General features: G+C 65.6%; 21 protein-coding genes. 12 read left to right on the top strand and 9 right to left on the bottom strand.

The window, feature by feature from the left end:
* Positions 1–88: 88 nt before the first annotated feature.
* Entirely contained in the window at positions 89–3,088 is a 3,000-nt protein-coding gene (putA, locus tag I6F16_RS28605; protein WP_225113911.1) for a bifunctional proline dehydrogenase/L-glutamate gamma-semialdehyde dehydrogenase PutA, read from the bottom strand.
* A 114-nt stretch (positions 3,089–3,202) separates the two neighbouring features.
* Between putA and I6F16_RS28600 the strand changes: the two genes are divergently transcribed.
* Positions 3,203–3,664 carry an Lrp/AsnC ligand binding domain-containing protein gene (locus tag I6F16_RS28600; protein WP_036009699.1) on the top strand — a complete coding sequence of 154 codons (462 nt, stop codon included), beginning with the start codon at positions 3,203–3,205 and terminating at the stop codon, positions 3,662–3,664.
* 172 nt (positions 3,665–3,836) lie between these two features.
* On the opposite strand, the gene I6F16_RS28595 is transcribed toward I6F16_RS28600, so the two are convergent.
* From I6F16_RS28595 to I6F16_RS28580, 4 genes are all read right to left on the bottom strand, one after another.
* Positions 3,837–4,037 carry a cold-shock protein gene (locus tag I6F16_RS28595; RefSeq protein ID WP_008563500.1) on the bottom strand — a complete coding sequence of 67 codons (201 nt, stop codon included), beginning with the start codon at positions 4,035–4,037 and terminating at the stop codon, positions 3,837–3,839.
* Positions 4,038–4,245: 208 nt separating this feature from the next.
* Positions 4,246–4,554: a cytochrome c gene (locus tag I6F16_RS28590; protein ID WP_036028658.1), complete on the bottom strand. Its 309-nt coding sequence runs from the start codon at positions 4,552–4,554 to the stop codon at positions 4,246–4,248.
* 12 nt (positions 4,555–4,566) lie between these two features.
* Positions 4,567–5,766: a molybdopterin-dependent oxidoreductase gene (locus I6F16_RS28585; protein WP_225113912.1), complete on the bottom strand. Its 1,200-nt coding sequence runs from the start codon at positions 5,764–5,766 to the stop codon at positions 4,567–4,569.
* 220 nt (positions 5,767–5,986) lie between these two features.
* The gene (locus tag I6F16_RS28580) at positions 5,987–7,714 is read right to left on the bottom strand and encodes an adenylate/guanylate cyclase domain-containing protein (RefSeq protein ID WP_225113913.1); all 1,728 of its coding nucleotides are present in this window, start codon (positions 7,712–7,714) and stop codon (positions 5,987–5,989) included.
* Between the two features lie 192 nt (positions 7,715–7,906).
* On the opposite strand from I6F16_RS28580, the gene I6F16_RS28575 reads away from it, so the two are divergent.
* Positions 7,907–9,469 carry a glycosyltransferase family 39 protein gene (locus tag I6F16_RS28575; protein WP_225113940.1) on the top strand — a complete coding sequence of 521 codons (1,563 nt, stop codon included), beginning with the start codon at positions 7,907–7,909 and terminating at the stop codon, positions 9,467–9,469.
* Between the two features lie 8 nt (positions 9,470–9,477).
* Here the strand turns inward: I6F16_RS28575 and I6F16_RS28570 are convergent, their stop codons facing one another.
* A complete protein-coding gene (locus I6F16_RS28570) occupies positions 9,478–10,605 on the bottom strand; it encodes a pyridoxal-phosphate dependent enzyme (protein WP_225113914.1) in 1,128 nt (375 codons plus the stop codon).
* A 348-nt stretch (positions 10,606–10,953) separates the two neighbouring features.
* Between I6F16_RS28570 and I6F16_RS28565 the strand changes: the two genes are divergently transcribed.
* The 4 genes from I6F16_RS28565 (at position 10,954) to I6F16_RS28550 (ending at position 14,532) form a co-directional block, all read left to right on the top strand.
* Complete coding sequence (locus I6F16_RS28565) at positions 10,954–12,210, top strand: GTP cyclohydrolase II (protein ID WP_036028644.1); 1,257 nt, start codon at positions 10,954–10,956, stop codon at positions 12,208–12,210.
* A gap of 5 nt (positions 12,211–12,215) precedes the next feature.
* Complete coding sequence (locus I6F16_RS28560; protein WP_225113915.1) at positions 12,216–13,454, top strand: URC4/urg3 family protein; 1,239 nt, start codon at positions 12,216–12,218, stop codon at positions 13,452–13,454.
* 167 nt (positions 13,455–13,621) lie between these two features.
* The gene (gene upp, locus I6F16_RS28555; protein WP_036009715.1) at positions 13,622–14,251 is read left to right on the top strand and encodes a uracil phosphoribosyltransferase; all 630 of its coding nucleotides are present in this window, start codon (positions 13,622–13,624) and stop codon (positions 14,249–14,251) included.
* Between the two features lie 68 nt (positions 14,252–14,319).
* Positions 14,320–14,532 carry a hypothetical protein gene (locus I6F16_RS28550; protein ID WP_036028638.1) on the top strand — a complete coding sequence of 71 codons (213 nt, stop codon included), beginning with the start codon at positions 14,320–14,322 and terminating at the stop codon, positions 14,530–14,532.
* Positions 14,533–14,550: 18 nt separating this feature from the next.
* Here the strand turns inward: I6F16_RS28550 and I6F16_RS28545 are convergent, their stop codons facing one another.
* Positions 14,551–15,660, bottom strand: a complete 1,110-nt coding sequence (locus I6F16_RS28545; RefSeq protein ID WP_225113916.1) for a M48 family metallopeptidase — start codon at positions 15,658–15,660, stop codon at positions 14,551–14,553.
* Between the two features lie 3 nt (positions 15,661–15,663).
* Positions 15,664–16,809, bottom strand: coding sequence for a DUF898 domain-containing protein (locus I6F16_RS28540; RefSeq protein WP_225113941.1), 1,146 nt, complete (start codon positions 16,807–16,809; stop codon positions 15,664–15,666).
* Positions 16,810–17,118: 309 nt separating this feature from the next.
* Between I6F16_RS28540 and I6F16_RS28535 the strand changes: the two genes are divergently transcribed.
* Together I6F16_RS28535 and I6F16_RS28530 are read left to right on the top strand one after the other, a co-directional pair.
* Positions 17,119–18,384 (top strand): cytochrome P450, encoded by a 1,266-nt coding sequence (locus tag I6F16_RS28535; protein ID WP_225113917.1) that lies wholly within the window; start codon positions 17,119–17,121, stop codon positions 18,382–18,384.
* 24 nt (positions 18,385–18,408) lie between these two features.
* Positions 18,409–19,683, top strand: coding sequence for a cytochrome P450 (locus tag I6F16_RS28530; protein ID WP_225113918.1), 1,275 nt, complete (start codon positions 18,409–18,411; stop codon positions 19,681–19,683).
* Between the two features lie 230 nt (positions 19,684–19,913).
* Here I6F16_RS28530 and I6F16_RS28525 read toward each other — a convergent pair whose 3' ends face one another.
* Entirely contained in the window at positions 19,914–20,834 is a 921-nt protein-coding gene (locus tag I6F16_RS28525) for a LysR substrate-binding domain-containing protein (RefSeq protein ID WP_036009724.1), read from the bottom strand.
* Positions 20,835–20,960: 126 nt separating this feature from the next.
* Between I6F16_RS28525 and I6F16_RS28520 the strand changes: the two genes are divergently transcribed.
* The 4 genes from I6F16_RS28520 (at position 20,961) to mdlC (ending at position 25,879) form a co-directional block, all read left to right on the top strand.
* Positions 20,961–22,130: an acyl-CoA dehydrogenase family protein gene (locus I6F16_RS28520; protein ID WP_225113919.1), complete on the top strand. Its 1,170-nt coding sequence runs from the start codon at positions 20,961–20,963 to the stop codon at positions 22,128–22,130.
* A gap of 10 nt (positions 22,131–22,140) precedes the next feature.
* Positions 22,141–23,241, top strand: coding sequence for a CaiB/BaiF CoA-transferase family protein (locus tag I6F16_RS28515; protein WP_036028624.1), 1,101 nt, complete (start codon positions 22,141–22,143; stop codon positions 23,239–23,241).
* Between the two features lie 15 nt (positions 23,242–23,256).
* On the top strand, positions 23,257–24,108 hold the full coding sequence (locus tag I6F16_RS28510) for a MaoC family dehydratase N-terminal domain-containing protein (RefSeq protein ID WP_225113920.1): 852 nt from the start codon (positions 23,257–23,259) through the stop codon (positions 24,106–24,108).
* A 148-nt stretch (positions 24,109–24,256) separates the two neighbouring features.
* The gene (gene mdlC, locus I6F16_RS28505) at positions 24,257–25,879 is read left to right on the top strand and encodes a benzoylformate decarboxylase (protein WP_225113921.1); all 1,623 of its coding nucleotides are present in this window, start codon (positions 24,257–24,259) and stop codon (positions 25,877–25,879) included.
* Positions 25,880–25,963 lie beyond the last annotated feature (84 nt).

The raw sequence follows: 25,963 nt of genomic DNA, 5'->3' as shown, positions 1-25,963 counted from the left end.
TTTCCCGCGCGCTGGAATTGGCGCGGGCGCGTGATGAGAGCATTAGACCGATGTTTTGCCGGGATGCAACGGCGCCTGGCGCAGGGCCTCACTCCTCCCCCGCAAGCAACGCAGCATTGCCGCCGGCCGCAGCCGTGTTGATCGTCACGGTCTGCTCGGTGGCAAAGCGCGCGAGGTAGTGCGGGCCGCCGGCCTTGGGGCCGGTTCCGGACAGGCCGCTGCCGCCGAACGGCTGCACGCCGACCACGGCGCCGATCATGTTGCGGTTGACGTAGATGTTGCCGACCTGGACGCGGTCGACGATGGCCTCGATGGTGTCGTCGATGCGCGAATGGATGCCGAGGGTGAGCCCGTAGCCGGTGCGCGCAATGGATTCCAGCACACGCGCCAGGTTCTCGGCGCGATAGCGCACGACATGCAGGATCGGGCCGAACACCTCTTCGGTGAGCTGACCGGCCTCCTTGAGCTCGAAGATATGCGGCGCGACGAAGCAGCCGTCCGGCGCGGTGCCCGCAAAATGCAGCCGCGCCTCGCGCTTCATCCGCGCGATATGCGCATCGAGGCGTTGCTTGGCCTCGTCGTCGATCACTGGACCGACATGGGTCGCCACGTCCACGGGATCTCCAATCCTGAGTTCGCGCGCGGCGCCCGCGATCATCTCGATCATGCGGTCGGCGACATCCTCCTGCGCGAACAAAAGCCGCAAGGCCGAGCAGCGCTGGCCTGCGGAGCGGAACGCAGAGGTCACGACGTCGTCGGCGACCTGCTCGGGCAGTGCGGTCGCATCCGCGATCATGGCATTGATGCCGCCGGTCTCCGCGATCAGCGGCACGATCGGCCCGTCCTTGGCGGCCAGCGTCCGGTTGATCTGGCGCGCGACGTCGGTCGAGCCGGTGAAGACTACTCCGGCGACATCAGGATGCGCGGTGAGGACGCCGCCGATGCGGCCGTCGCCGGTGACGAGATGCAGCGCGCTTCTGGGGATGCCGGCCTCGTGCAGCAGGGCTACGGCCTCGCGCGCGATGCGCGGCGTCTGCTCGGCGGGTTTCGCCACCACGCTATTGCCGGCCATCAGCGCCGCGGTCACCTGGCCAAGGAAGATTGCGAGCGGAAAATTCCACGGCGAGATCGCGACGAACACGCCGCGGCCGCGCAGGCTAAGCACATTGCTCTCGCCGGTCGGGCCGGGCATGGCGGCATCGTTTCCGAACAGCTTGCGGCCCTGCGCGGCATAGTAGCGGCAGAAGTCGGCGGCTTCGCGCAGCTCGGACAGAGCGTCGTCGAGCGTCTTGCCGCCCTCGGCTTGCAGCAGCGCGATGAAACGGGCGCCGCGGGTTTCCAGAAGATGCGCGGCCTGCTCCAGCGCCGCCGCGCGCGTGCCTGCAGGCGTCCGGCTCCAGCTGCCAAAGCCGGCGCGCGCAGCCGTCACCGCCGCGTTGGCCTGATCCGGTGTTGCGTCAGCGACAGGCTTAAGCTCGGCCGCCGCGGCCTTCACGTCCGTCAGGAGCCCGTCGAGTGCGGCACGCTCACCGAATTCGACGCCGCGCGAATTGCGCCGATCCGGCGCGAACAGATCTGCCGGCAACGGAATCTTGGCATGAGGTGCCTGTTGCGCCCGGCCGATGGCATCCGCCGGGCGCTGCAGCAGCGCCGAAACCGGCACGCGATAATCGGCCGCCTGCGCCACGAACGAGGAATTGGCGCCGTTCTCCAGAAGCCGCCGCACCAGATAAGCGAGCAGGTCGCGATGGCTGCCGACCGGCGCGTAGGTGCGGTAGGCGATGTCAGGATGATCCTTTGCGAGTTGCTCGTAGAGCGCTTCGCCCATGCCATGCAGGCGCTGGAACTCGAAGCCGCCGCCATCTGCTGCGAGCTCCAGCACGGTCGCGACCGTCAGCGCGTTGTGGGTGGCGAATTGCGGGAAGATGCGCGGCCGCAAGGCGAGAAGCTTCGTCGCGCAGGCGACGAAGTTCAGATCGGTCATCGCCTTGCGCGTGAACACGGGATAGCCGTCGAGCCCGCGCTCCTGGGCGCGCTTGATCTCGGTGTCCCAATAGGCGCCCTTGACCAGGCGCACCATCAGCTTGCGGTCATGCGCGCGGGCGAGTTCATCGACATAGTCGATCACCGCGCTAGCACGCTTCTGATAGGCCTGGATCGCGAGGCCAAATCCGTCCCAGCCGGAAAGCGAGGGATCGGCGAGCGTCGCCGCGATCACGTCGAGCGACAGCTCCAGCCGGTCGGCTTCCTCGGCATCGACGGTGAAGTTGAGGTCATGCGTCTTGGCGCGCTGCGCAAGGTCCAGCAATAGCGGCACCAGCTCGGCCATCACGCGGCCGCGGCTGATCGCCTCGAAGCGCGGATGCAGGGCCGAGAGCTTGACCGAGATGCCGGGCCGGTCGGGCAGGGGATGGTTGCCCGAAGCCTTGCCGATCGTGTCAATCGCGCTGGCATAGGCGTCGAAATAGCGCTTGGCATCGGCGGCCGTGCGCGCGCCTTCGCCGAGCATGTCGAAGGAATAGCGCGGCTTCTGGCCCGAGCGCGGCCGAGCCCGCTCCAGCGCCTGCTCGATCGTCTCCCCTAACACGAAATGGTTGCCCATTAACCGCATCGCCTGGCGCGTCGCGGTGCGCACCGCCGGTGCGCCGAGCCGCTTCACCAATCGGCCGATGGTGCCGTCGGGCGTCTCGCCGGGCTGGATCACCCGCGCCGACAGGCCGAGCGCCCAGGCCGAGGCGTTGACCAGGAACGCGGTGGACTTGGTCTCGTGATGGATGAAATCGCCCTCGCCGAGCTTGTCCTCAATGAACTGGTCGGCCGTGCGCGCATCGGGCACGCGCAGCAGCGCTTCCGCCAGCACCATCAGCGCCAGCCCCTCCTTGGTCGAGAGCGCGAACTCCCGCAGCATGTCCTCGACCCCGCCGAGCCGGTCGTCGCGCTTGCGGATCGCCTCGATCAGCCGCGTCGCGATGCGGTCGATCCGGGCCTCCCGTGCCGGCATGAGATGCGAGGCCGGCAGAACCTTTGCGGCGATCTCGGAATCATCGGGGGCGTAAGGCGCGGAGAAGGGGGGCGGGATGTTCGGCATGGCGTGTCCTGTGGCTGAAATCCAGGATAAGGCCCGCGTGACCGTAGTTCGATAGACAATTTAGCCAGTTTGCCTTAGCAAATGAAGAGGATTACCCATTTGGCCAGATAAGATATGGAACTCGATCGAACAGACCGGAAAATCCTCTCGATCCTGCAGGAGGATGGGCGCATCGCCAATGTCGAGCTCGCCGAGCGCATCGGGCTGTCGCCGACCTCGATCGGCGAGCGGTTGAAGCGCCTGCAGCGCGAGGGCTTTGTCGAAGGCTATGGCGCGCGGCTCAACCCGCACCGGCTCGGCCTTGGGCTCCTGGTGTTCGTCGAGGTGCTGCTCGACAAGACCACGCCCGACAATTTCGAGCGGTTCGCCCGAGCCGTGAGGCTCGCCCCTGAAGTGCTGGAGTGTCACATGGTTGCCGGCGGCTTCGACTATCTTGTGAAGGCGCGGCTTGCAGACATGACCGCCTATCGACGCTTTCTCGGCGAGACCCTGCTGTCGATGCCGGGCGTGCGCGAGACGCGAACTTATGCGGTGATGGAGGAGATCAAGCGCGACGCACCGCTGCCGGTGGGTTAGCGAAGTGCAGTCGCGATTGTCATTGCTGTGGTTCGATGAGCGGTCTTCGCAAGGAAAAAATAGCTATCCTTGTGCAATCGCAACGCCTGTCGTCGAATGCACCGGCCGTCTTCTTAAATTTTCTTGGCCCGCTCCCGGACAAATCCGGGAGGCAGCAAAGGCTGGCGCGGGCTTATACTTTGAGGTTTTCCGCGGAGGTCTTGCCCCGGTTTGCGATCTCTTCGTATTCCACCGTCTGTCCCTCGTTGAGGGTCGACAGACCGGCCTTCTGCACTGCCGAGATATGCACGAACACATCCTTGCCACCCGACGCAGGCTGGATAAATCCATAACCCTTCGTCGGGTTGAACCACTTGACCGTACCTTTAGCCATCACGACTTCTCCGCGGGTCTTCCTCCGAGATCTCGAACCGCCAGTCCCCGCCAACCGGCCGGTTCGGTCCTAACAGGATACGCGGAATGTGGCAGGCTTGGTAGCTCAAACCACATCGCCATTTCGCCGAATTCCGCTCAACTTCGCGGCGTTTTTGCCGGTTTTGCCCGTTTCGCGGTCAAATGGCAGGAGCGCGTGATGCCATCCCTCAGTAGGTCGCGGTCAGATAATCGACGATCTTGCCGACATCGGCATCGTCGATCGGTGCGCCATAGACCTTGATCATCTTGGTCACCTCGGCCTGCCAGAACGCCCTCTTGTCCTTCATCGGCGGCTGCGTGGCGACGTAGTCGGACGAATGGCAGGCGCTGCAATTGCCCTGCACGACCTCGAGATTGGGACCGGGCTTGAAGGCGGCGACTTCGTCCGGGGTCTTGTAATTGACGGGCGCTGCAAGTGACGAGCCCATCAATGCGGTGACGGCGAGCGTGATGGCGAGGAGAACGATGCGCTGCATGATCAGTCTCCTTCAGGCCACGCTGACGCGAACGGTTTCGACGACGTTGCGCAAGTAACCCGCCGGGTTCCAGCGCGGCATGTCCGGCTGGGTCTCACCGCCATTGCCGGTGGCGCGGACCTTGAGCTCGTGGCTGCCGGCCGCGAGCTTCACCGGCAGCTTCCATTCGCGGAAGGCGTACCTGCCGAGGTCCTTGCCGAGCTTGGCGCCGACCCAGGTCTTGCCGCCGTCGGTGGAGACCTCGACCTGCTTGATGCCCTTGCCGCCATCGAACGCGATGCCGCGCAGGGTCACGGCTCCCGCCTTCAGCTTGGCGCCATCGGGGACGCTGGTGATGAAGGAGCGGATGGTGAAGCGGTTGATCGGGATCGTCGCCTTTGGCGCGGTGCCCGGCTCGACCGCATTGTTCGGTGTGTCGGGGATGCGGTAGGCCGACTTCATCCAGAAGCCGTCATAAACGTCGTCGATGACGGTGATCTCGTTGAGGTGCTTGACCCAGTAGGTGCCGAAATAGCCGGGCACGATCAGGCGCAGCGGAAAGCCGTTGAGGAACGGCAGGTCCTCGCCGTTCATGCCATAGGCCAGCATCACCTCGCCGTCGGTGGCGTGATCGATGTCGAGTGCCTTGATGAAATCCGGCGTCTTGTCGTTGACCGGTCCGTCCATGCCGTTGAAGGTGACCTGCCTGGCGCCGCTGTGCACGCCGGCCATCTCCAGCACGTTCTTCAGCGGCACGCCGCGCCAGCGCGCGCAACCCATCGCGCCGTTGGCGAGCTGACCGCCGGCGACGCGCGGCTCGAAGAAGCCGCGGCTGTTGCCGGAGCACTGGTTGACGGCGACGATCTCCGTCGCCTTCATCTTGCGGATGTCCTTCAGCGACAATTTCAGCGGCTTGTCGACCTTGCCCTTGACCTCCAGCGTGAACTTTTTGGGGTTGAGATCGTAGGGCAGGTCGGAGAGGTGGTAGCGCACGAAGAACGCGTTGTTCGGCGTGATCGGGCCGTCGTTGAACACCGCAAACGGGGTCTCGAGCTGCGGCGGCCGGCTGGTCAGGCCGATCATCGGCCGCTTCTGCGGATATTTCACCAGCGGCCGTTCGCCATTGGCGAAGGGCAGGGTCACCGTGTCGAGGGCCAGCGCCTTGGTGGAATTCAGTGTGGCCGCCATGGCGGCAAGGCCTGCTCCCTTGAGCAGGTCGCGTCGATCGAACATTCTTTCTCCTCCCGGAGCTTCTCGTTGGATCGGCGGTCATCAGCACGATCCTGCGCTCATCTGTCGCAACCATTTGCGTGAAGTCAATTCGCGCTTTCGCAGCAAGCCCATGCCGCTGCGTTGCAGCAGGCCGGTGTTGTGCTCGTAACGAGATTGACGAGCAGTAGGCCGCGACGACGGTGCGCTCCCTCGCCCCGTTCTTACGGGGAGAGGTAAAGAATCACGCCGCCACGCGCTTGCTGCGATCGACCAGCGCCGCCAGCTCCCTCGCATTCGCCACCACGCGCACTGCGAGCGGCTGGTCGCGGCCGCGGATGGCGACCTCCTGCTGCGGCAGTGCGTCGTCGGCAATATCAGCGGTACGGCGCACTTCGTCCGAGACGATCGCCTCGCAGGCCAGCGTCTTGGTCATGTCCTGCAGGCGGGCGGCGACGTTGACGGCATCGCCGAGCGCGGTGAAGACGATGTGATCGCGATAGCCGATGTCGCCGATGATGACCTCGCCGCCGTGGATGCCGATGCCGAAGCGGATCGGCTGGCGCAGATCGTGGCTCAGGAGATCGTTGAGCTCATCGATATGCGCAGCGATTCCCGCGGCGGCCTTCATCGCCTGCCGGCAGGCGGTTTGCGGGTCGGCCGCGAGGCCAAACAGCGCCAGCATGCCGTCGCCGACGAACTGGTTCGGCTGGCCGCCGTTCTCGATCACCGCTTGCGACACCGCGCCGAGGAAGCGGTTGACGATGAAGACCGTGTCGAAAGGCAGGCGCTTCTCGGCCAGCTGCGTCGAGCCGCGCATGTCCACGAACAGGCTGACGAGATAGCGCTCCTGGCCGATACTGGCCGATGTCGAGGCTCCGTCCGTTGCATGCGTGTGAGCTGCGAAGAGCTGGAAGAACGAGAGATCGGAGGTCGGACGCAGCTGACAGGCCAATCTGATCGAGGGATCGGCGGTGCCGACGCGGGTGAGCACGAAAGCCTCGCGCTGCGACGGAGTGGGCAGGGCATCATGATCGCCGATGATACGGATGCGGCAGGTCGAGCAGCGGGCGCGGCCGCCGCAGACGCTGGCGTGCGGCACGTTGTGGCGCAGGCTCGCCTCCAGCACCGACAGGCCCTTAGGGACCCGCACCGTCTTGCCGTTGCCGTAGGACAGCGCGATCATGCCGCCGCGCCGTTCGCGCAAAGCGCGCACGCCGCGCGCCGCCAGCACCAGTCCCAACAGACCGAAATAGCCCATGGTGAGACCGCCCGCGATGCGCTCGAGCGTGTTGCCTTCCGCAACCGTGCCGACCTTGCTGCGGGTGAGATGCTGCTTACGCCATTCGCCGTCGTCACTGTCGGCGGCGACGCTGCGGCCGCCCTGGTAGATGCCGAGCAGCGATAGCGTCGGGATCAGCACGGCGGCCGCGAGCAGATAGGGCGCCGCGCGTGTGAAGAACGGCTTCAGCCGAAGCCAGAAATAGACGCCGATGCAGCCGTGCACCCAGGCGATGAGAAGCAGGATCGTCATCTGCCAGATTAGGCCCGGTGCCGCGACGAAGAACAAATAGAGCTCCTGCGGATACAGCTTCTCGTGTCCGTACAGTGTCTGCGCGAGCCGCACGCCGATGACATGGCCCATGACGAGGACGGGGATGCTCAAGCCGAGCACGAGCTGGAGCGGCTCGATCGTTCGCCAGCGGAACTGGCGGCGCTGATACAGCGCGTAGACGCCGAGGCCCATATGGGTGAGGGCGGCCGTGTAGAACACGATCGCGACCGGGAGGAACTGCCAGAACAGCGTGTGGTAGTAGACCCCGGTCTCCATGGCATCGACCGAGATGTTGCCGAGCGCGTGGTTGAGGAAATGACTGACCACAAAGGCGAACAGGATGATGCCGCAAACGAGTCGCACCTGCCGCACCCCGGCGGCGCGGACGACTGACATCTGTGTGGGAGCGGTGGCCATGATTCGGTTGTGTCAGGTCCTGGAGGAGACCAGCCAGCGTAGCCTTTAATTCCCGATATGGACAGCCAGCAGGATCGCCGGGACGACAGCCCCACATTGACTCCCCTTTCCAAGTCGGGGAAAAGCGCCGCCGTGACGATCGCTCCCGACATCTCTGCAAAGCCTGACGGCGCCGAACGGCGTCTGATCCTCATGGCCGCAGCGATCATCGCCGCGATGACGCTGCTCCGCATCGTCTATGCCTCGGCCATCGAGCTGCGCACCGACGAAGCCTATTACTGGACCTGGTCGAAGGAGGCTGCGCTCAGCTTCCTCGATCATCCGCCCGGCATCGCCTGGCTGATCCGCTTCGGAACCGCGATCTTCGGCGATACCAATCTCGGCGTCCGCTTCGGCGGCATCGTCGCCATGCTGGTGACGCAGCTATTGCTCGCCGACATCGTCCGCCGCCTCACCCATGATGCGCGCGCGATCGTGTTCGCGGTGCTGATGCCGGAGGCCGCGCTTTATTACGGCCTGTTGATGGCCAAGGTCGCGCCCGACGTCGCCATGATCCCGTTCGCGGTCGCGATGATGTGGTCGCTGGTGCGGCTGGCGCAAAGCGGCGATGGCCGCTGGTGGTTGGCGGCCGGTCTGTTCGCGGGCCTCGCGATGCTGTCGAAATTCACCGTGGTCATGTTCGCGCCGGCGGTCGCCGCCTTTCTGCTGGTGCCGGATTGGCGCTGGCGCTGGCTGCGCAGTCCTTACCCGTATCTCGCCGTGCTGGTCGCGCTAGCGGTGTTCTCGCCGGTGCTGATCTGGAACGCGCAGCACGACTGGGCCTCGTTCCGTTTCCAGGGCGTGCGCGCCACCGCCAATTACGGCGTCTCGCTGCGTACGATCGGCGATTACATCGGCCTGCAATTCGGTCTGGTCGGTTTCGTCTTGCTGCCGGTGGTGCTGATGGGCCTGGTGCTGACGGCGTGGCGCGGCTATCGCACGCGCGAGCCGGTCGCGATCCTTTTGTCGAGCGCGGTGCTGGTGCCGTTCGTCTACTTCTTCTTCAAGTCGCTGACGCTTCGCGTCGGCGACACCTGGCCGATGTTCATGTGGCCGGTCGGTTTTGCCGCCACCGCGGTCAACCTCGTCACGATGAGGAAAGAGGGATGGTCCGCCCGAATGCTGAGGTCCTCGCTGTTCTGGGCCAGGACAGCGATCGTCTCGGGCATCGCCTTCGTCATCATCGTGTTCCTCTACTACGTTGCCGCGCCCTGGAATCTGCTCGGCAAGATCGACCCGATCGGCGCCGAGGCCGGCTACGAGCAGGTCGCCGCGCAGGCCCAAGCCGCCCTCGATGCAACAGGCGCGACCTGGATCGCAACCACGGACTACCGCACCTACGCCATGATGCGCTGGCTGTTCCGGGGCCGCGTGCCCGTGATCGAGCTCAACGAGCGCGGCCGCTTCCAGGACTTCCGCGATCCCGGCATGGACAGGATCAAGGGCCATGCCGGCATCTATGTCGGGCGCGAGCCGGACAACCGCGCATCACTGTGGGAGCACATTCCGGCTCAGCGCGAGCAACTCGCCACGGTCGAACGCCGCTGGCGCGGCGTCGTGACGGACACCTATGTGATCGAAAAGCTCACCGGCTGGACCCCGCAGCTCTCGCCGCCAAAGGACTCGCCGCTGTTCCAGTGGAAGGTGCTGGCGGACGCCGGCGGGCGCTCGCGTTCTCTCTCCAAGCCTCTCCAGGAGCCTGGAGCGGGAGGGTAAGCGCGAGACTACTGCACGAGGTCGGCGACGGTGGTTGCGGCCTTGAGGCCGGTGCCGGTGAGAACGGCGACCGTTGTTTCGTTCGCATTGATGGCGCCGGTTGCGGCGAGCTTGTCGAGCGCCGCAGCCGCGCTGGCGCTGGTCGGCTCGGCAAACAGGCCCTGGCGCGCGAGGCGGCGCAGGGCGGCGACGATCTCGTCCTCGGTGAGCGCGATGGTGGCGCCGCCGCTCTCGCGCAGGGCGGCGATGATCTCACGCAGGCGGAGGGGAGTCTTGATCGCGGTGCCCTCGGCAACGGTCTTGCTCACCCCGCGCGCGACGGGCGTATCGACACCGGCCTTGAAGCTTGCATCGATCGGCGAGCAATTGAGCGGCTGCGCCGCGAACAGGCGCGGCAGCTTCGAGATCTGCCCGGCCTTCATCAGCTCGCGGAAGCCGAAGGCGCAACCCAGCAGACTGCTGCCGGCGCCGACGGGAATGATGACGTTGTCGGGCGCGCGGAATCCCAGATCTTCCCAGATCTCGTAAGCCAGCGACTTGGTGCCTTCGAGGAAGAACGGCTGCCAATTGTGGCTGGCGTAGAAGGTCTGGCTCGACTGCCGGATGGCCTCGGCCTCGGATTCCTCGCGCGGGCCCTCCACGAGCTGCACGGTCGCGCCGTAGGCGCGCACCTGCGCGATCTTGGCCGGCGACGTCGAGGCCGGCGCCAGAATCTTGACGCGCATGCCGCCGGCCGCCCCCAGCCCCGCCATCGACGAGCCGCCGTTGCCGGAGGAATCCTCCAGAATGGCGTCGACGCCGATCTGTCGCAGGAACGACAGCATCACCGCCGAGCCGCGGTCCTTGAAGCTGCCGGTCGGGTTGAACCATTCGAGCTTGAACAGCGGGCGCAGCGCGCCCCAGTCCTGCTGGGCCAGCGGCGTGCAGCCCTCGCCGAGCGTGATCGGGTTCTCGATCTCGACCGGCAGCGCCGCCCGATAGCGCCACAGCGAGCGCGTTCGGCCATCGATGTCCTCGCGTGAGATGCCCGCCCCCGGCGTCACCAGCAGCGGCGTGCGCTCGTCCGAGCACCAGCGCGGCTGGTCCAAGGGATAGAGCTTTCCGTTGCGGGGATCGATGTAGCTGGCGGCAGGCATAGCAGTCTCCAAGGCAGGGCAGCGCGGTGCGCCGAACTTGAAGCCCACCGCACGAAACGAAGCAACACCTTGAAAACACGAAAAATGGAACTATTTCAATTCCTTAAACTGGCCTCGCAGGCCGAGCGGCAAGCGCGATGGGCGCGCTGGCATCGGATGCGACGGCCTGACGGCCCTCTCGATGACGGGAATTTGGCCCCGAACGGCCCCTGCGCCCTGCCACGATTAACTTGTCTGTCGTCGCCGGCCGCTACAATATGTTGGATTGAGCTTGCGCCGCCGGTTCGGCGTCGCAAGTGAGCCAGGCCCGTCCGAGCGGCGGGCCGTTGGCTTTTTGGGAGCCTGGACATGAGCCGTGCCAACCGTACCGACCACATCCGCCTGACCTCCCATCCGGAGCCGGGCCGGAAGGCCGCCTTTCCCATCCATTGGGGCGCCGCTGATGCGCGCGCGCGCGGGCCGATCATCGGTACGGTGTCGCGCGCCGGGGATCGCAACGTGATCGGCAGCCATGGCGGGTCCTACGCGATGTACCGCGCGCTCGCGGTCTCCGCCGGGGCGCTGGACCCGATCAGGCGTCCTGACCTCACCAATACCTTTCCGGCCGCCACCATCGGTCCGTTCGAGCAATGGACCGATCCCACAAAAATCGTCGCGCTCGATCCCTGGGGGCATCTGGTCGCCGAGAATTTTCGCCAGGAGATCGCCGAGGGCGCGGACATCCGCCCGAGCATCGCGGTGACGCGGGCGCGGCTCGACCTGCCGGAGATTCGCGATGCGCTCGCCGCAAAGCGGCTGCGCGCCGATGGCGAGGTCGTGCACGCCAGTGGCAGCGTATCGGTGGTGAAGATCGCGATCGATCCGGTGTGGTACCTGCCGGGCCTTGCGGCGCGCTTCGGCACCGGCGAGACCGAGCTGCGGCGCACGCTGTTCGAGCAGACCGCCGGCATGTTCCCGGAGCTGGTGACGCGCCCGGACATGAAGGTGTTCCTGCCGCCGATCGGCGGTACCACGGTCTACCTGTTCGGCGACGTGACAAAACTGCCAGACCATCGCACCAGGATCACCTGCCGCGTGCATGACGAGTGCAACGGCTCCGACGTGTTCGGCTCCGACATCTGCACCTGCCGGCCCTATCTGATCCACGGCATCGAGGAATCCGCGCGTGGCGCACAGGAGGGCGGGCTCGGGCTCGTCGTCTACAACCGCAAAGAAGGCCGCGCGCTCGGTGAGGTCACCAAATTCCTGGTCTACAATGCGCGCAAGCGGCAGGAGGACGGCGATGCGGCCGCCGCTTATTTCGAGCGCACCGAGTGCGTGGCTGGCGTCCAGGACGCGCGCTTCCAGCAATTGATGCCGGATACGATCCACTGGCTCGGCCTCAAGCGCATTGACCGCTTCCTGTCGATGAGCGACATGAAATACGACGCGTTGACCTCGCAAGGCATCGACATCGTCGAGCGTGTGCCGATCCCGCTGGAGCTGATTCCCGCCGACGCCCATGTCGAGATCGCCGCCAAGAAGGCCGCGGGCTACTACTCGACCGACATCGCACCGGAAAAGGACGTGAACGGCGTGGTCGGGCGTTCGCTGGAAAAATACTGATCGCGATGGCGGACGCTTTGGAATCGCAGGCACGCGCGCTGCTCACCGCAAAGGCGGTGCGCGCGCGCGCCGGGCAGTTGCTCGAGCTCGGCCTTGCCGGCGGGCTCACCCATTTCACGGTCGATCTCGACCGCATCGATGGCGTTGCCGATGCCGTGCTCGCGGTGACCCGTAAAGCCTATCCGACGCTTGACATTCCCTTCCATGCGCGCTGGCGGCACTTCGTGCTCGGCGGCGTCGACCGCTGGGCCCGGCTTGCCGATGCTGCGTCCTGGCCGGATCGCGCGGCGCAAGCGCGCGCCGAGTTCGACCTCGCCATCGTCAGCGTGCTGCTCGATGCCGGCGCCGGCGCAGCTTGGCGCTATCGCGACAGCGTGACGGGAGCAGACGTAGGGCGATCGGAAGGGCTCGCGATCGCGAGCCTCGACATGTTCGCGAGCGGGCTGTTTTCGCGCGATGCGCGTGCGCCGTTCAGGGCCGATGCGGAGGTGCTTGAAAGACTGCCTCTTGGCTCACTCACCTCCGCCTTTCAGGTGACCGAGGCCAATCCGCTGCTCGGCCTGGAGGGACGCACCGACCTGCTGCGGCGTCTGGGCAGGCAGGTCTCGGAGCGTGCGGACGTGTTCGGCTTGCACGATACGCCGCGGCCGGGCGGGCTGTTCGATCATATCGCAGCGCATGCGATCGGCGGCGCCGTCGCTGCGCCCGCGATCCTGTCCGCGGTGCTGAACCGGCTCGGGCCGATCTGGCCGTCGCGACTTGAGCTTGCGGGCGTGCCGCTCGGCGATTGCTGGCGACATCCGGCGATCAAGGCGGACGACGGCACGGCAGGCCTCGTGCCGCTGCACAAGCTGTCGCAATGGCTGAGCTATTCGCTGATCGAGCCGCTGCAGCGCGCCGGCTTTGAGGTGACCGACATCGATGGCCTGACCGGGCTCGCCGAATACCGCAACGGCGGTCTGTTCGTCGATCATGACGTGCTGCGCCTGCGCGATGCCGCCGATGCCGCGCGTGCGCATGAAGTGGATTCGCTGCTCGTCGTGGAGTGGCGCGCGCTGACAATTGCATTGCTCGACAGGTTGGCGGAGCGCATTCGCGCCAAGCTCGGCCGCACCCCTCGGACCTTGCCGCTTGCGAGCATCCTCGAAGGCGGCACGTGGGCGGCGGGCCGCGCCATCGCATTTGCACGCCGTCCCGATGGATCGCCGCCGCTCAAGGTGATCAGCGACGGCACGGTATTTTAAACCCTCTCCCCTTGTGGGAGAGGGTGGCTTCGCGAAGCGAAGCCGGGTGAGGGGTTGTCGCCGCGGGCACATCTCTCAGTTGGAGTTCGCGGAGAGATACCCCTCATCCGGCGCTTCGCGCCACCTTCTCCCACAAGGGGAGAAGGGAAAAGCAAGAGCATCTCATCATGGAAGGCGTCACGATCGTCGATCATCCGCTGGTGCAGCACAAGCTGACGCTGGTGCGGGACAAGTCCATCTCGACCAAGTCGTTCCGCGAGCTGATCAAGGAGATCGGCATGTTGCTGTGCTATGAGGTGACGCGCGACCTGCCGCTCACCGACACCGTGATCGAGACGCCGCTGGCGACGATGCACTCGGCCAAGATCGCCGGCAAGAAGCTGGTATTCGTGCCGATGCTGCGCGCCGGCACCACCTTCGTCGACGGCATGATGGATCTGGTGCCGACCGCGCGCGTCGCCCATATCGGACTCTACCGCGAGCCGCACAGCTTTGCCGCCGTGGAGTACTTCTTCAAATCGCCCTCCGACCTCAGCGAGCGCCTCGCCATCGTGGTGACGCCGGTGGTCGCCACCGCCAACACCGCCGTCGCCGCCATCGACCGGCTGAAGGAGCGCGGCGCCAGGGACATCCGCCTCGCCTGCCTGATCGCCGCACCGGAAGGGCTCGAACGGCTGCGCGGATTGCACCCGGACGTGCCGATCTGGACGGCGGCGGTGGATGAAGGGCTCGACGACAACGGGTTCATCCTGCCGGGCCTCGGCGATGCCGGCGACCGCGCCTACGGAACGCGGTAAGTGCTGGGCGCGTTTTAGGAACAGCTTCCACCGCGCGAGGTTCTCCTGCTTTGCGATGGAGAGCAACGATGACCTATCAGAATGAGGACCGCAGGGCCGACAGAGCGCGCCGCAACAGCCCGGTCGGCTGGGCAGTCGGCGCGATCTTCGTGATCGCCGTGGTCGCGGCCGTCTTCTTCTACAATGGTCGCGAGTTCGGTCCCCAGACCACGACCTCGAACCCGAACACGGCGCCGAACGTCACCACCGGATCGAATCCACCGGCTGCGCCGGCGAAGTGATGCGCCAGGAGCGGGCCGTCACACCTTCCCGCTGCCGCAAATGCCCTTCAGTGCCTGCCACTCCTTGTCGGTCAGCAGCGGCGGGCCGCTGGCGGGCCGGTCCTCCTTCGTCATGCGCGCGAGGCGGTCCTCGGTCAGCGGATGGCTGGCGAGGATATTCGTCAGGCCGGAGCCGCCCTCTTTGCCGGTGATGCGGAACATCAGCTGGGCCGCGGGCTTCGGCGACCGGCCGAGCGCATGCATGATCTCGATCGCGAAAGTGTCGGCGCCGGTCTCGGCTTCGCGCGAATAGGACGCTTCGACCAGGCTGCGCGAGGCGAAGATCACGGCCGAGGAGCCGGTGATGTCGCCGAACAAGAGGCCGATCAGGAACGAGGTGCCGCCATTGTAGATCAGGCCGCGCATGTTGTCGTAATGCTTGAGATGGCCGAGCTCGTGGGCGAGGATGCCGGCGAGCTCGTCGGGACTCTGGGCCTTGTCGAGCAGGCCCTTCAGCACGAACACCTTGCCGCCGGGCAGCGCGAAGGCATTCGGTATCGAGCTCGGCAGCACGCCGGCCGTCATTGTGTCGTCGAGGCCGGCCGCATCGCGCAGGCGGTTGACGAGCTTCGTGAACGCGGCCTTGCCCGCGGGGTCTTCGCACACGCCGCGGCCGAAGATGGTCTTCATCTGCACTTCGGCGGCATCGCCGATGCGCCGTTCCACGGGTTTCGGCACCAGCGGCGCGAGTCGGTCGGCGGCGAGCGGAACGCCGAACAGGACGACGCAGACGATGGAGACGGTGGCGGCAACCGACCAGCTCACGATTTTCGCGACGCCGCTGCGCGTCGTCCGGTGCTCGTCGAGACGCGTGCAGCGCGCGGCTACGTCCGCGGCGAGCACGGCATCGCGGATCTCCAGCCGCGCCAGAGGCGGTGCAGACGTCGCAGCCAGGCGCAGGATTCCGGGGGGACTGTCGGCGCGGCGAACGTCGGCGTAGGCCCAGCGAACAGGCGTTGCGCCGTCCTCGGCGATCTCGAGCGCATCACTGAGCGTCAGCGTCACCTGCCGTCTGCGGCTCGACACGCCGTCGAAGAAGATGGTCGGACTCTCCGACTGCGCCGGGGTCTCGGCAAACACGTCACTCACAGCTCAGAATCCCGCGACATCGAGTCCGTCGGCAAAGCCTTCGCCGAGCGCGCCGGCAAGCTGACCGCTGCCGCGCACGTCCGCCGCGGCCCAGATGTTGTGCACCTCGACGGTCTCCAGCACCTTGGCCCAAAGATCGCGTTGAAGATAGACCCGCATGACGATGTTGATGGCAAGAGCGAGCGCGAAATAGCCGATCACCATCATCGCCACCATCGGGATGCTCTTCGTCGCATTGTCGCCGGCGAAGATCTCCTCGGCGGAAACGCCGGTGAGCGAGACGACCAGGAAGGCGCTGCCGCCCATATAGGCTGCGAACGCGACCGTGAGCAGCATCCACCAGCCGATCACTTTCCAATACAGGCCGTAGAAGGCATCATGAGGCAATTCCGAGGACAGGCTGACGCCACCGATGCGGATGCCGTCGAGCCACCAGCGCCATTCGCGCGCCTTGAACTCGGCGTAGAAGAACGGTGCGAGCGGGAAGATGAGGAGCGCGATCGGGCTGAGCAGCCAGAGCCACCAGCCGCGCTTGAAGAAGGTCCAGCCGTCGGCGTCGAAATCGCCGCGGAGATCGCCGTAATGGGTGTGCCGCATCTTGTAGCGTTCGAGCGCCGCCGCGCGCCAGGGCAGCGCGAGACCGAGCGTCAGGAGCACCAGCAAGCCCCATAGCATGGCGCGAAACGCGTAAGCCCAGCCGGAGCCGTCCATCCAAAAGCGGACGCCGCGCCAGACCGTGCGGGTCAGGCGGTAGCGCCGCGCGCGAAAAATCGCGAACTGGCCGAAGGCGTAGAAGGCGATGAATAGCGGCGTCGAGGCAAAGGCCTGCCAGCGCTCGAACTCGATGCCAATGAGAAAATAGGCGAGATAGATCGGCAACAGGATCGCGAGCGCGAACAGGAAGCCGACCAGGAGCTCCTTGGCCCGTCCGGTGTATTCGGCCGCATCGCCATCGATCGCGGTGTGCGTCCACAGATGACGGCGGATGTCGGTGACGAGCCAGAACCGGTAGAAGCCGAAGGTCACGAGCTCGAGCATGGCACCCTTGGTGACCATTTTGCGGAACTCGGAGCGGCTGCCGGAGAAATCGACCCGCGTCGCCGGCAGCGGCGGGGGCAAGGGTTCGGACCCGATCGGGGTCCATTGCATGTCGTTCACGGCGGCAACCTCGGGATGCGGATCTGTTCCGGCCAAACTATAGATCAGAGATTAGTCGATCCCCAAGATGAGCGGGTTCGATTTAGCTCGATTCCAGCGGGTTTCTCGCACGATTCTCTGTCGTTCGGCGTGCGGGAGGTCACGTTCTCGTGGCGCCGTGACGATCGTGCAACGCGCTCGTGAAGGCTGGATGAGGCAAAACTCTCCCTTGCCCCGGCGCAGACAACCGGCTGTAATTGCAAATCAAATACCGCAACGCAGAATTCAACGACGCGCGGTTCATATTCAGGGAGAACGGTCATGCATGGGACCATCGAAAGCGCGGCCAAGCTCGACGCCTTGCGCGAGCGCGCGATGTCGCTGCCGCTGGAGCAGTTCGATCCCGGCGACCCCGAATTGTTCAGGACCGATACGTTCTGGCCCTATTTCGACCGGCTGCGCCGCGAGGATCCCGTGCATTACTGCAAGGACTCGATGTTCGGGCCGTACTGGTCGGTGACGCGCTACAATGACATCATGGAGATCGAGACCAACCATGCGGTGTTCTCCTCGGCCTCCGCGCTCGGCGGCATCACCATCCGCGACATCGATCCGGATCTACGCCGTGAGAGCTTCATTTCGATGGACCCGCCGCGCCATGCCGCCCAGCGCAAGACCGTGGCGCCGATGTTCACGCCGACGCATCTGGACAATCTCGCCATCAACATCCGCAAGCGCTCGGCCGAGTGCCTGGACAACCTTCCCCGCGGCGAGGTGTTCGACTGGGTCGACCGCGTGTCGATCGAGCTCACCACGCAGATGCTTGCGGTGCTGTTCGATTTCCCCTGGGAGGATCGCCGCAAGCTGACGCGCTGGTCCGACGTCGCCACCACGATTCCCGGGCCTGACGGCCTGGTCGCGACCGAGGACGAGCGGCAGGCCGAGCTGACGGAATGTGCGGCCTATTTCTCGAAGCTGTGGAAGCAGCGCATCGAACAGCCGCCGAAGAGCGACCTATTGTCGATGATGGCGCATGGCACTGCTACGCGCGACATGGATGCGAAGAACTTCCTCGGCAATCTCATCCTCCTGATCGTCGGCGGCAACGACACCACGCGCAACACCATGTCGGGCTCGCTTCTCGCGCTGAGCCAGCATCCGGAGCAATATCGCAAGCTGCGCGAGAACCCTGACCTGCTCGACAGTTTCGTGCCGGAGGTGATCCGCTGGCAGACGCCGCTCGCGCATATGCGCCGCACGGCGCTGTCCGATTTCGAGTTCCGCGGCAAGCAGATCAAGAAGGGTGACAAGGTCGTGATGTGGTACGTCTCGGGCAACCGCGACGAGGACGTGATCGACAGGCCCTACGAGTTCATCATCGACCGCGCCCGCCCGCGTACGCACCTGTCCTTCGGCTTCGGCATCCATCGCTGCGTCGGCCTGCGGCTCGCCGAGCTCCAGCTCAAGATTATTTGGGAGGAAATTCTCAAGCGGTTCGACCATATTGATGTGGTCGGCGAACCCACCCGGGTCTATTCGAGTTTTGTAAAGGGTATCGAAACGCTGCCGGTGAAGATTGCTGCGTGAGTCGAACGCAACGGAGCCACGATCATGAACATCCAAGCGCCGGTTAAAGTGGACAAGGCCGAACGCATGCGGAAGGCGCGCGAGGAGGCCTATGCGACGCCGTTGTCGCAATTCCACCCCGGCGCGCCCCGGCTGTTCCAGGACGACACGCTGTGGCCCTGGTTCGAGCGGCTGCGCAAGGAAGAGCCGGTGCATTACTGCACCAACGCGCCGATCGAGCCGTATTGGTCCGTGGTGAAGTACAACGACATCATGCATGTCGACACCAATCACGGCATCTTCTCCTCGGATTCCAAGCTCGGCGGCATCTCGATCCGCGACGTGCCGGAAGGCTACGACTATCCGAGCTTCATCGCGATGGACCAGCCCCGGCATTCGGCGCAGCGCAAGACGGTGTCGCCGATGTTCACGCCGACACACCTGGACGAGCTGGCAAAGCTGATCCGCCAGCGCTCGCAGACCGTGCTGGACAATCTGCCGCGCAACGAGACGTTCAACTTCGTCGAGCGCGTCTCCATCGAGCTGACCACGCAGATGCTGGCGACCCTGTTCGACTTCCCCTGGGAGGAGCGGCGCAAGTTGACGCGCTGGTCCGACGTTTCCACCGCGCTGCCCAAGAGCGGCATCGTCGCCAGCGCCGAAGAGCGCCGCCGCGAGATGGACGAGTGCTACGCCTACATGTCCAAGCTCTGGAACGAGCGTGTCAACTCCGCGCCGCGCAACGACCTGTTGTCGCTGATGGCCCACAACGAGGCCACGCGCCACATGGACCCCGACAACCTCATGGGCAACATCATCCTGCTCATCGTCGGCGGCAACGACACCACGCGCAACACCATGACCGGCTCGGTGCTGGCGCTGAACGAGAACCCGGAGCAATACGACAAGCTGCGCGCCAATCCGGAGCTGATCGATTCCATGGTGCCGGAGGTGATCCGCTGGCAGACGCCGCTGGCGCATATGCGTCGCACCGCATTGCAGGACACCGAGATCGGCGGCAAGCACATCAGGAAGGGCGACCGGGTCGTGATGTGGTACGTCTCCGGCAATCGCGACGAGGAGATGTTCGACAAGCCGGACGAGTTCATCATCGACCGCCCGCGCCCGCGCACGCATCTCTCCTTCGGCTTCGGCATCCACCGCTGCGTCGGCATGCGGCTCGCCGAGCTGCAGCTCAAGATCGTCTGGGAGGAGATGCTGAAGCGCTTCGACCGCATCGAGGTGGTCGGCGAGCCCAAGCGGATCTATTCGAGCTTCATCAAGGGATATGAGACGCTGCCGGTGCGGATTCCGGGCTGAGCTCTCTCCTACCGTCATTGCGAGGAGCGAAGCGACGAAGCAATCCAGACTGTCACCGCGGAGGGATTTCTGGATTGCTTCGCTGCGCTCGCAATGACGGGGTCCTGGACACACCTGCTCGTCACGCCCGCACCGGCAGGCACGGCACTCCCCAGCTATAAAATTCCGGCATGACAGCTCGCGCCAGATGCGAAGGCACGACCGCGCGCGGCTGTTCTACGACACGCCATCTAACTCAACCTGATGTCCCACACGCCGTCCTTGCGGCAGGCGGCGACCTCCTCGCGCAGCAGCGCGGTGATGGCGAGCGAGGCCGTCGAGGCCGGGCGGTCGATTGGAGAGGCAAAAATGAGCTCGCGCGTCATCGGCTTGGATACCGGTGCGGTTTCCAGCCGCCCGTCCGCGACCTCGCCGTGGACAGAGGACGGCGGCAGCAGCGCGAAGCCGAGGCCCTCCTCGACCAGGCTCGTCAACACGCGGAAGGAGTCCGCTTCCAGCTGGACGTCGAGCTTGATCTTGCGCTGGGCCGCAGCGTGCTCGATCAGCGCCCGAAGGCCGTGGGAATGAGAGGGCAGCACCAGCCGTTGCCGCAGCAGCCAGCCGATGTCGACGCTCTTCTTGCGCGCCAAGCCGCAGCCGCGCGGACCGACCGCGACGATGTTGTCGCGCCCCAGGCTCTGCACGTTGAGGTGCAGGTCGGCCGAGCGGCCGTACAGGATGGCGAGATCCATCTCGCCGCGATGCAGCCATTCGACCAGATGCCCGCTGTAGCTCTCGACGATGCGCAGCGAGATGCCGGGAAATTTTTCGACACAGCGCCGTGCAAAGCGCGCCGACAGCACGCAGCTCACGGTCGGAACCAGGCCGAGCACGACCTGGCCGGACGGCGGCCCCTTGGCCGACTGGATGTCGTCGCGGATCTGGTCGATCTGCCGCACGATGCCGGAGGTGCGTGCGAGCAGCAGGCGGCCGGCCTCGGTCAGCACCATGCCGCGGCCGTTGCGCGTGAAGAGTTCGGTGCGCAGCTCGTGTTCCAGGAGCTTGATCTGCCTGGAGAGCGCCGGCTGCGCCACGCGCAACGTGTCGGAGGCCTTGGACAGGCTGCCGAGCTCCGCCACGCAACTGAAGGTCCTGAGCTGCCGGAAATCCATGCTTGCCAATCCTGGAAGGCTACTCCATACGCTATAACAAATGAGCATAGGGGGCGGGCATTGTTTTCACAACGCCCGTGGGTTGGCCGGCGTTATCTTTAACTGCCGCTGAGAATTGGAAACGCCATGAGTCAAGAACACCACGCCGAAGATTACGCCGACATCCGCGAGGCCATAGCCAAGCTCTGCGCCCAGTTCCCCGGCGAATATTGGCGCAAGCTCGACCGCGAGATGGCCTACCCCAAGGCGTTCGTCGATGCGCTGACCGAGGCCGGCTATCTCTCGGTGCTGATTCCCGAGGAATATGGCGGCGCGGGCCTGAAGCTGTCGGCGGCCGCCGCGATCCTGGAAGAGATCCAGCGCGCCGGCTGCAACGGCGGCGGCTGCCACGCCCAGATGTACACGATGGGCACGGTGCTCAGGCACGGCAATGCCGAGCAGAAGGCAAAGTACCTGCCGAAGATCGCGAGCGGCGAGTTGCGCCTGCAGGCGTTCGGCGTCACCGAGCCGACCAGCGGCACCGACACCTCCTCGCTGAAGACGTTCGCGCGCAAGGACGGCAACGACAGCTACATCGTCAACGGCCAGAAGATCTGGACCAGCCGCGCCGAGCATTCCGATCTGATGGTGCTGCTGGCGCGCACCACGCCGAAGGACCAGGTCAAGAAGCGCACCGACGGCCTGTCGGTGTTCATCGTCGACATGCGCGAGGCCAAGAACAACGGTCTCGAGATCCGCCCGATCCGCACCATGATGAACCACGCCACCACCGAAGTGTTCTTCACCGACCTGAGGGTGCCGGCGGAGAATCTGATCGGCGAGGAAGGCAAGGGCTTTCGCTACATCCTCTCCGGCATGAATGCCGAGCGCATCCTGATCGCGGCCGAATGCGTCGGCGACGCCAAGTGGTTCATCGCGAAGGCGACGAACTACGCCAAGGAGCGCGCCGTGTTCGGCCGGCCGATCGGCCAGAATCAAGGCATCCAGTTTCCGATCGCAAAAGCCTACGCCTCGATGCGCGCGGCCGAGCTGATGGTGAAGGAAGCCACGCGCAAATACGAGGCCGGGCTCGATTGCGGCGCGGAGGCCAACATGGCCAAGATGCTGGCGGCGGATGCGTCCTGGGAAGCGGCGAATGCCTGCATCCAGACCCATGGCGGCTTCGGCTTTGCTGAGGAATACGACGTCGAGCGCAAGTTCCGCGAGACGCGGCTGTACCAGGTGGCGCCGATCTCGACCAACCTCGTCCTGTCCTTCGTCGCCGAGCACGTGCTCGGCATGCCGCGCTCGTACTGAGGTTGCGGCCATGGGAGCATTGGACGGGATCAGGGTGATTGCGGTCGAGCAGGCGGTGGCGGCGCCGTTCTGCTCCTCGCGCCTGGCGGATGCCGGCGCGGAGGTGATCAAGATCGAGCGGCCCGAGGGCGATTTCGCCCGCGGCTATGACGCGGCGGCCAAGGGCCAGAGCAGCTATTTCGTCTGGCTCAATCGCGGCAAGCAATCGGCGGTGGTCGATCTCACCACGAAGGAAGGCCGCGCCGAGCTGGAGAAGCTGATCGCGAGTGCCGACGTGCTGATCCAGAACCTGAAACCCGGCTCGATGGACAAGCTCGGCTTCTCGCGCGAGCGGCTCTTGAAGGACTATCCCAAGCTGATCTCGTGCACCATCACCGGCTATGGTGACGAAGGTCCCTATGCTCATCGCAAGGCCTATGATCTGCTGATCCAGGCCGAGAGCGGCCTCGCCTCGATCACCGGCAATCCCGACGGCGCCTCGCGCGTCGGCATGTCGATCGTGGACGTCGCGACCGGCGCCACCGCGCATGCCGCAATCCTGGAGGCACTGATCGCGCGCGGGCGCACCGGCAAGGGCGCCGACATCCGCATCTCCATGTTCGACGTGATGGCGGACTGGTGCACCGTGCCGCTGCTCAACGCCGAAGCCGGCAATCCGCCCAAGCGCATGGGCCTGCGCCATCCCTCGATCGCGCCTTACGGCGTGTTCACCTCCAAGGACGGCAAGGACATCCTGATCTCGATCCAGAGCGAACGCGAGTGGAAGACGCTGTGCGCGAAGGTGCTGGATCAGCCGGACCTGCCGGCCGATCCCCGCGTCGCCAACATGGTCGAGCGCGTGCGCAACCGCGACTTCACCGACGCGACGGTGGCCGACATCTTCGGCAGGATGACGCGCGACGAGCTGTTGAAGCGGCTGTCGGACGCGGACATCGCATTCGCCGAGGTCAACACCATGGCCGACCTCGCCAACCATCCGCATCTGCGGCGGATCGAGGTCGACACGCCGAACGGCCGCGTCAGCTATCCCGCGCCGGCGCCGATCATCGTCGGCGAGACGCGCAGCTACGGCGCCGTGCCCGCGATCGGCGAGCGTCCCCAGTCCAAATAAAGAGAGCGAGGCGTCATGACCGAGAAGCTCGACATCGATCATCTCAGGCAATGGATCGGCCGCAGCCAGGAGGCCACCGACATCGTCACCGCGCAGCTTGTGAAGGGCCTGCGCGCGACATTGTTCCAGGAGGTCGGCGAGCCCAAGACGGGCGATACTGCGCCGTTCACGGTGCATTGGTGCCTGGCGCAGCCGGTGTTCCCGATGTCGATGCTCGGGCCCGACGGCCACCCGACCCGCGGCGGCTTCCTGCCGCCGGTGCCGCTGCCGCGCCGGATGTGGGCCGGCGGCGAGATCGAGTTCTTGCAGCCCTTGCGCGTCGGCGATGAATCGACGCGGACCTCGCGCATTGCCGACGTGCAGGTCAAATCGGGCTCGACCGGCACGCTGTGCTTCGTCTCGGTCGAGCACAGCATCTCCTCGCCGAGGGGCACGGCGATCCGCGAGCGGCAGGACATCGTCTATCGCGAGATGACCGGCGGCGCGCCGGCTGGCGGCAAGGCGTCGCCTCCGCCGCCGCGGGCGCAGCATCGCGAAACGCATGTGTCGGATCCCGTGCTGCTGTTTCGCTATTCCGCGCTGACCTTCAACGGCCACCGCATCCATTACGACCGCGACTACGTCACTGAGGTCGAGGGCTATCCGGGCCTGATCTTCCACGGTCCACTACAGGCAGCGCTGATCGTCGAGATGGCGGCCAAGCTTCGTGGCGGCAAGGCGCCGAAGAAGTTTTCGTATCGCGGCGTGCAGCCGCTATTCGAAGGCACGGAGTTCTCGGTCAACGCCAACGAGACCGAGGCGGGCATGGAGCTGTGGACCGCGAATGCGGAGGGGCAGCCGACGATGAAGGGCACGGCGGTGTGGTGAGCCTCCGCTGTTTCTTCCCGTCATTGCGAGCGTAGCGAAGCAATCCAGAATCCCTCCGCGGAGATAATCTGGATTGCTTCGTCGCTTCGCTCCTCGCAATGACGGGGTGAGGCTGCTACCCTCAATCAACAACACGGGGACGGAACCAATGGCCAGGAACGGCAAGACCGGCAGCAAGCCCGTCACCGTGAAGCAGGCGACGCTCGATCTCTTGCGCGCCTTCGGCATCGACAGGGTGTTCGGCAATCCTGGTTCGACCGAGCTGCCGTTCCTGAGCGACTGGCCCGACGATCTCGACTACGTGCTGGCGCTGCAGGAGGCCAGCGCGGTCGGCATGGCCGATGGCTATGCGCAGGCGACGCGCAATGCCGGCTTCGTCAACCTGCATTCGGCGGCCGGCGTCGGCAACGCGCTCGGCAACATCTACACCGCGCATCGCAACCAGACCCCGCTCGTGATCACCGCAGGCCAGCAGGCGCGCTCGATCCTGCCCTTGCAGGCGTTTCTCTATGCCGAGCGCGCCTCCGAGTTTCCGCGGCCTTATGTGAAATACAGCGTCGAGCCGGCAAGGCCGGAGGATGTGCCCGCCGCGATCGCGCGGGCCTATTACACCGCGATGCAGCCGCCGTGCGGGCCGACCTTCGTGTCGATCCCGATCGATGACTGGGCCCATGCCTGCGCGCCGGTCGAGGCGCGCAGGGTCAGCCGCGAGATCGGCCCTGAGCTGGAGCCGATGAAGGCGCTGGTTGCGGCGCTCGCCTCAAGCAAACACCCTGCGCTCGTCGTTGGCCCCGGAATCGATCGCGCCGGCGCGGTGGAGCTGATGGTGCGCGTTGCCGAGAAGGCCAAGGCGAGCGTCTGGGTCAGTCCGTTCTCGGCACGCTGCTCGTTCCCCGAGCGGCATCCGCAATTCGCGGGCTTTCTGCATGCCTCGCCGGCGCAACTGTCCGACGCGCTGCGCGAGCACGATGTCGTCATCGTCATCGGCGCGCCGGTGTTCACCTTCCATGTCGAGGGCCATGCCGCGATCTTCGACCGCGGCGCGACCATCTTCCAGATCACGGACGACGCGGATGCCGCCGCAGTGACGCCATCAGGCACCAGCATCATCGCGACGATGGAGCCGGCGCTGAGCCTGCTGCTCGACCTGCTGCCGGAGAGCAAGCGCGCGGCGCCAAAAGGCCGCACGCTGCCGCCGGCGCCGCAGCCCGCCGATCCGCTGCCGGTCGAATTCCTGCTGCATTCGCTGTCGCAGGCAATGCCGGATGATGCATCACTTGTCGAGGAAGTGCCCTCGCACCGGCCGGCGATGCAAAAATTCCTGCCGATGCGCGGCCAGGACAGTTTCTACACCATGTCGAGCGGCGGCCTCGGCTATTCTCTGCCCGCCGCCGTCGGTATGGCGCTCGGCAAGCCGAAGCAGCGCACGGTGTGCCTGATCGGCGACGGCTCGGCGATGTATTCGATCCAGGCGCTCTGGACCGCCGTGCAGCGCAAGCTGCCGCTCACCGTCGTGGTCATCAACAATTCCGGCTACGGCGCGATGCGCTCGTTCAGCCAGGTCATGCAGGTGCGCAACGTGCCGGGGCTGGAGCTGCCGGGGATCGATTTCGTCCGGCTTGCCGAAGGCATGGGCTGCCGTGCGGTGCGGGTGACGAAGGCTGCGGAGCTGGGCGAAGCGCTGAAGCGCGGCATGGCGTATGCGGGCACGAGCCTCGTTGAGGTCGTCGTGGATTCCGCAGTGCCTGTGCTGTACGGGCAGAAGCATTGACCGTGTCGTAGCCCGGATGGAGCGCAGCGTAATCCGGGAATCCTGCCACAGGCGAGTCGGCCCTGGATTGCGCTGAGCTCCATC

Source organism: Bradyrhizobium sp. IC4060 (assembly GCF_020193715.1).
Lineage (GTDB): Bacteria > Pseudomonadota > Alphaproteobacteria > Rhizobiales > Xanthobacteraceae > Bradyrhizobium > Bradyrhizobium yuanmingense.
Note: the sequence above shows the minus strand (reverse complement) of the source record. Positions and strands in the feature narration are given on the sequence as shown.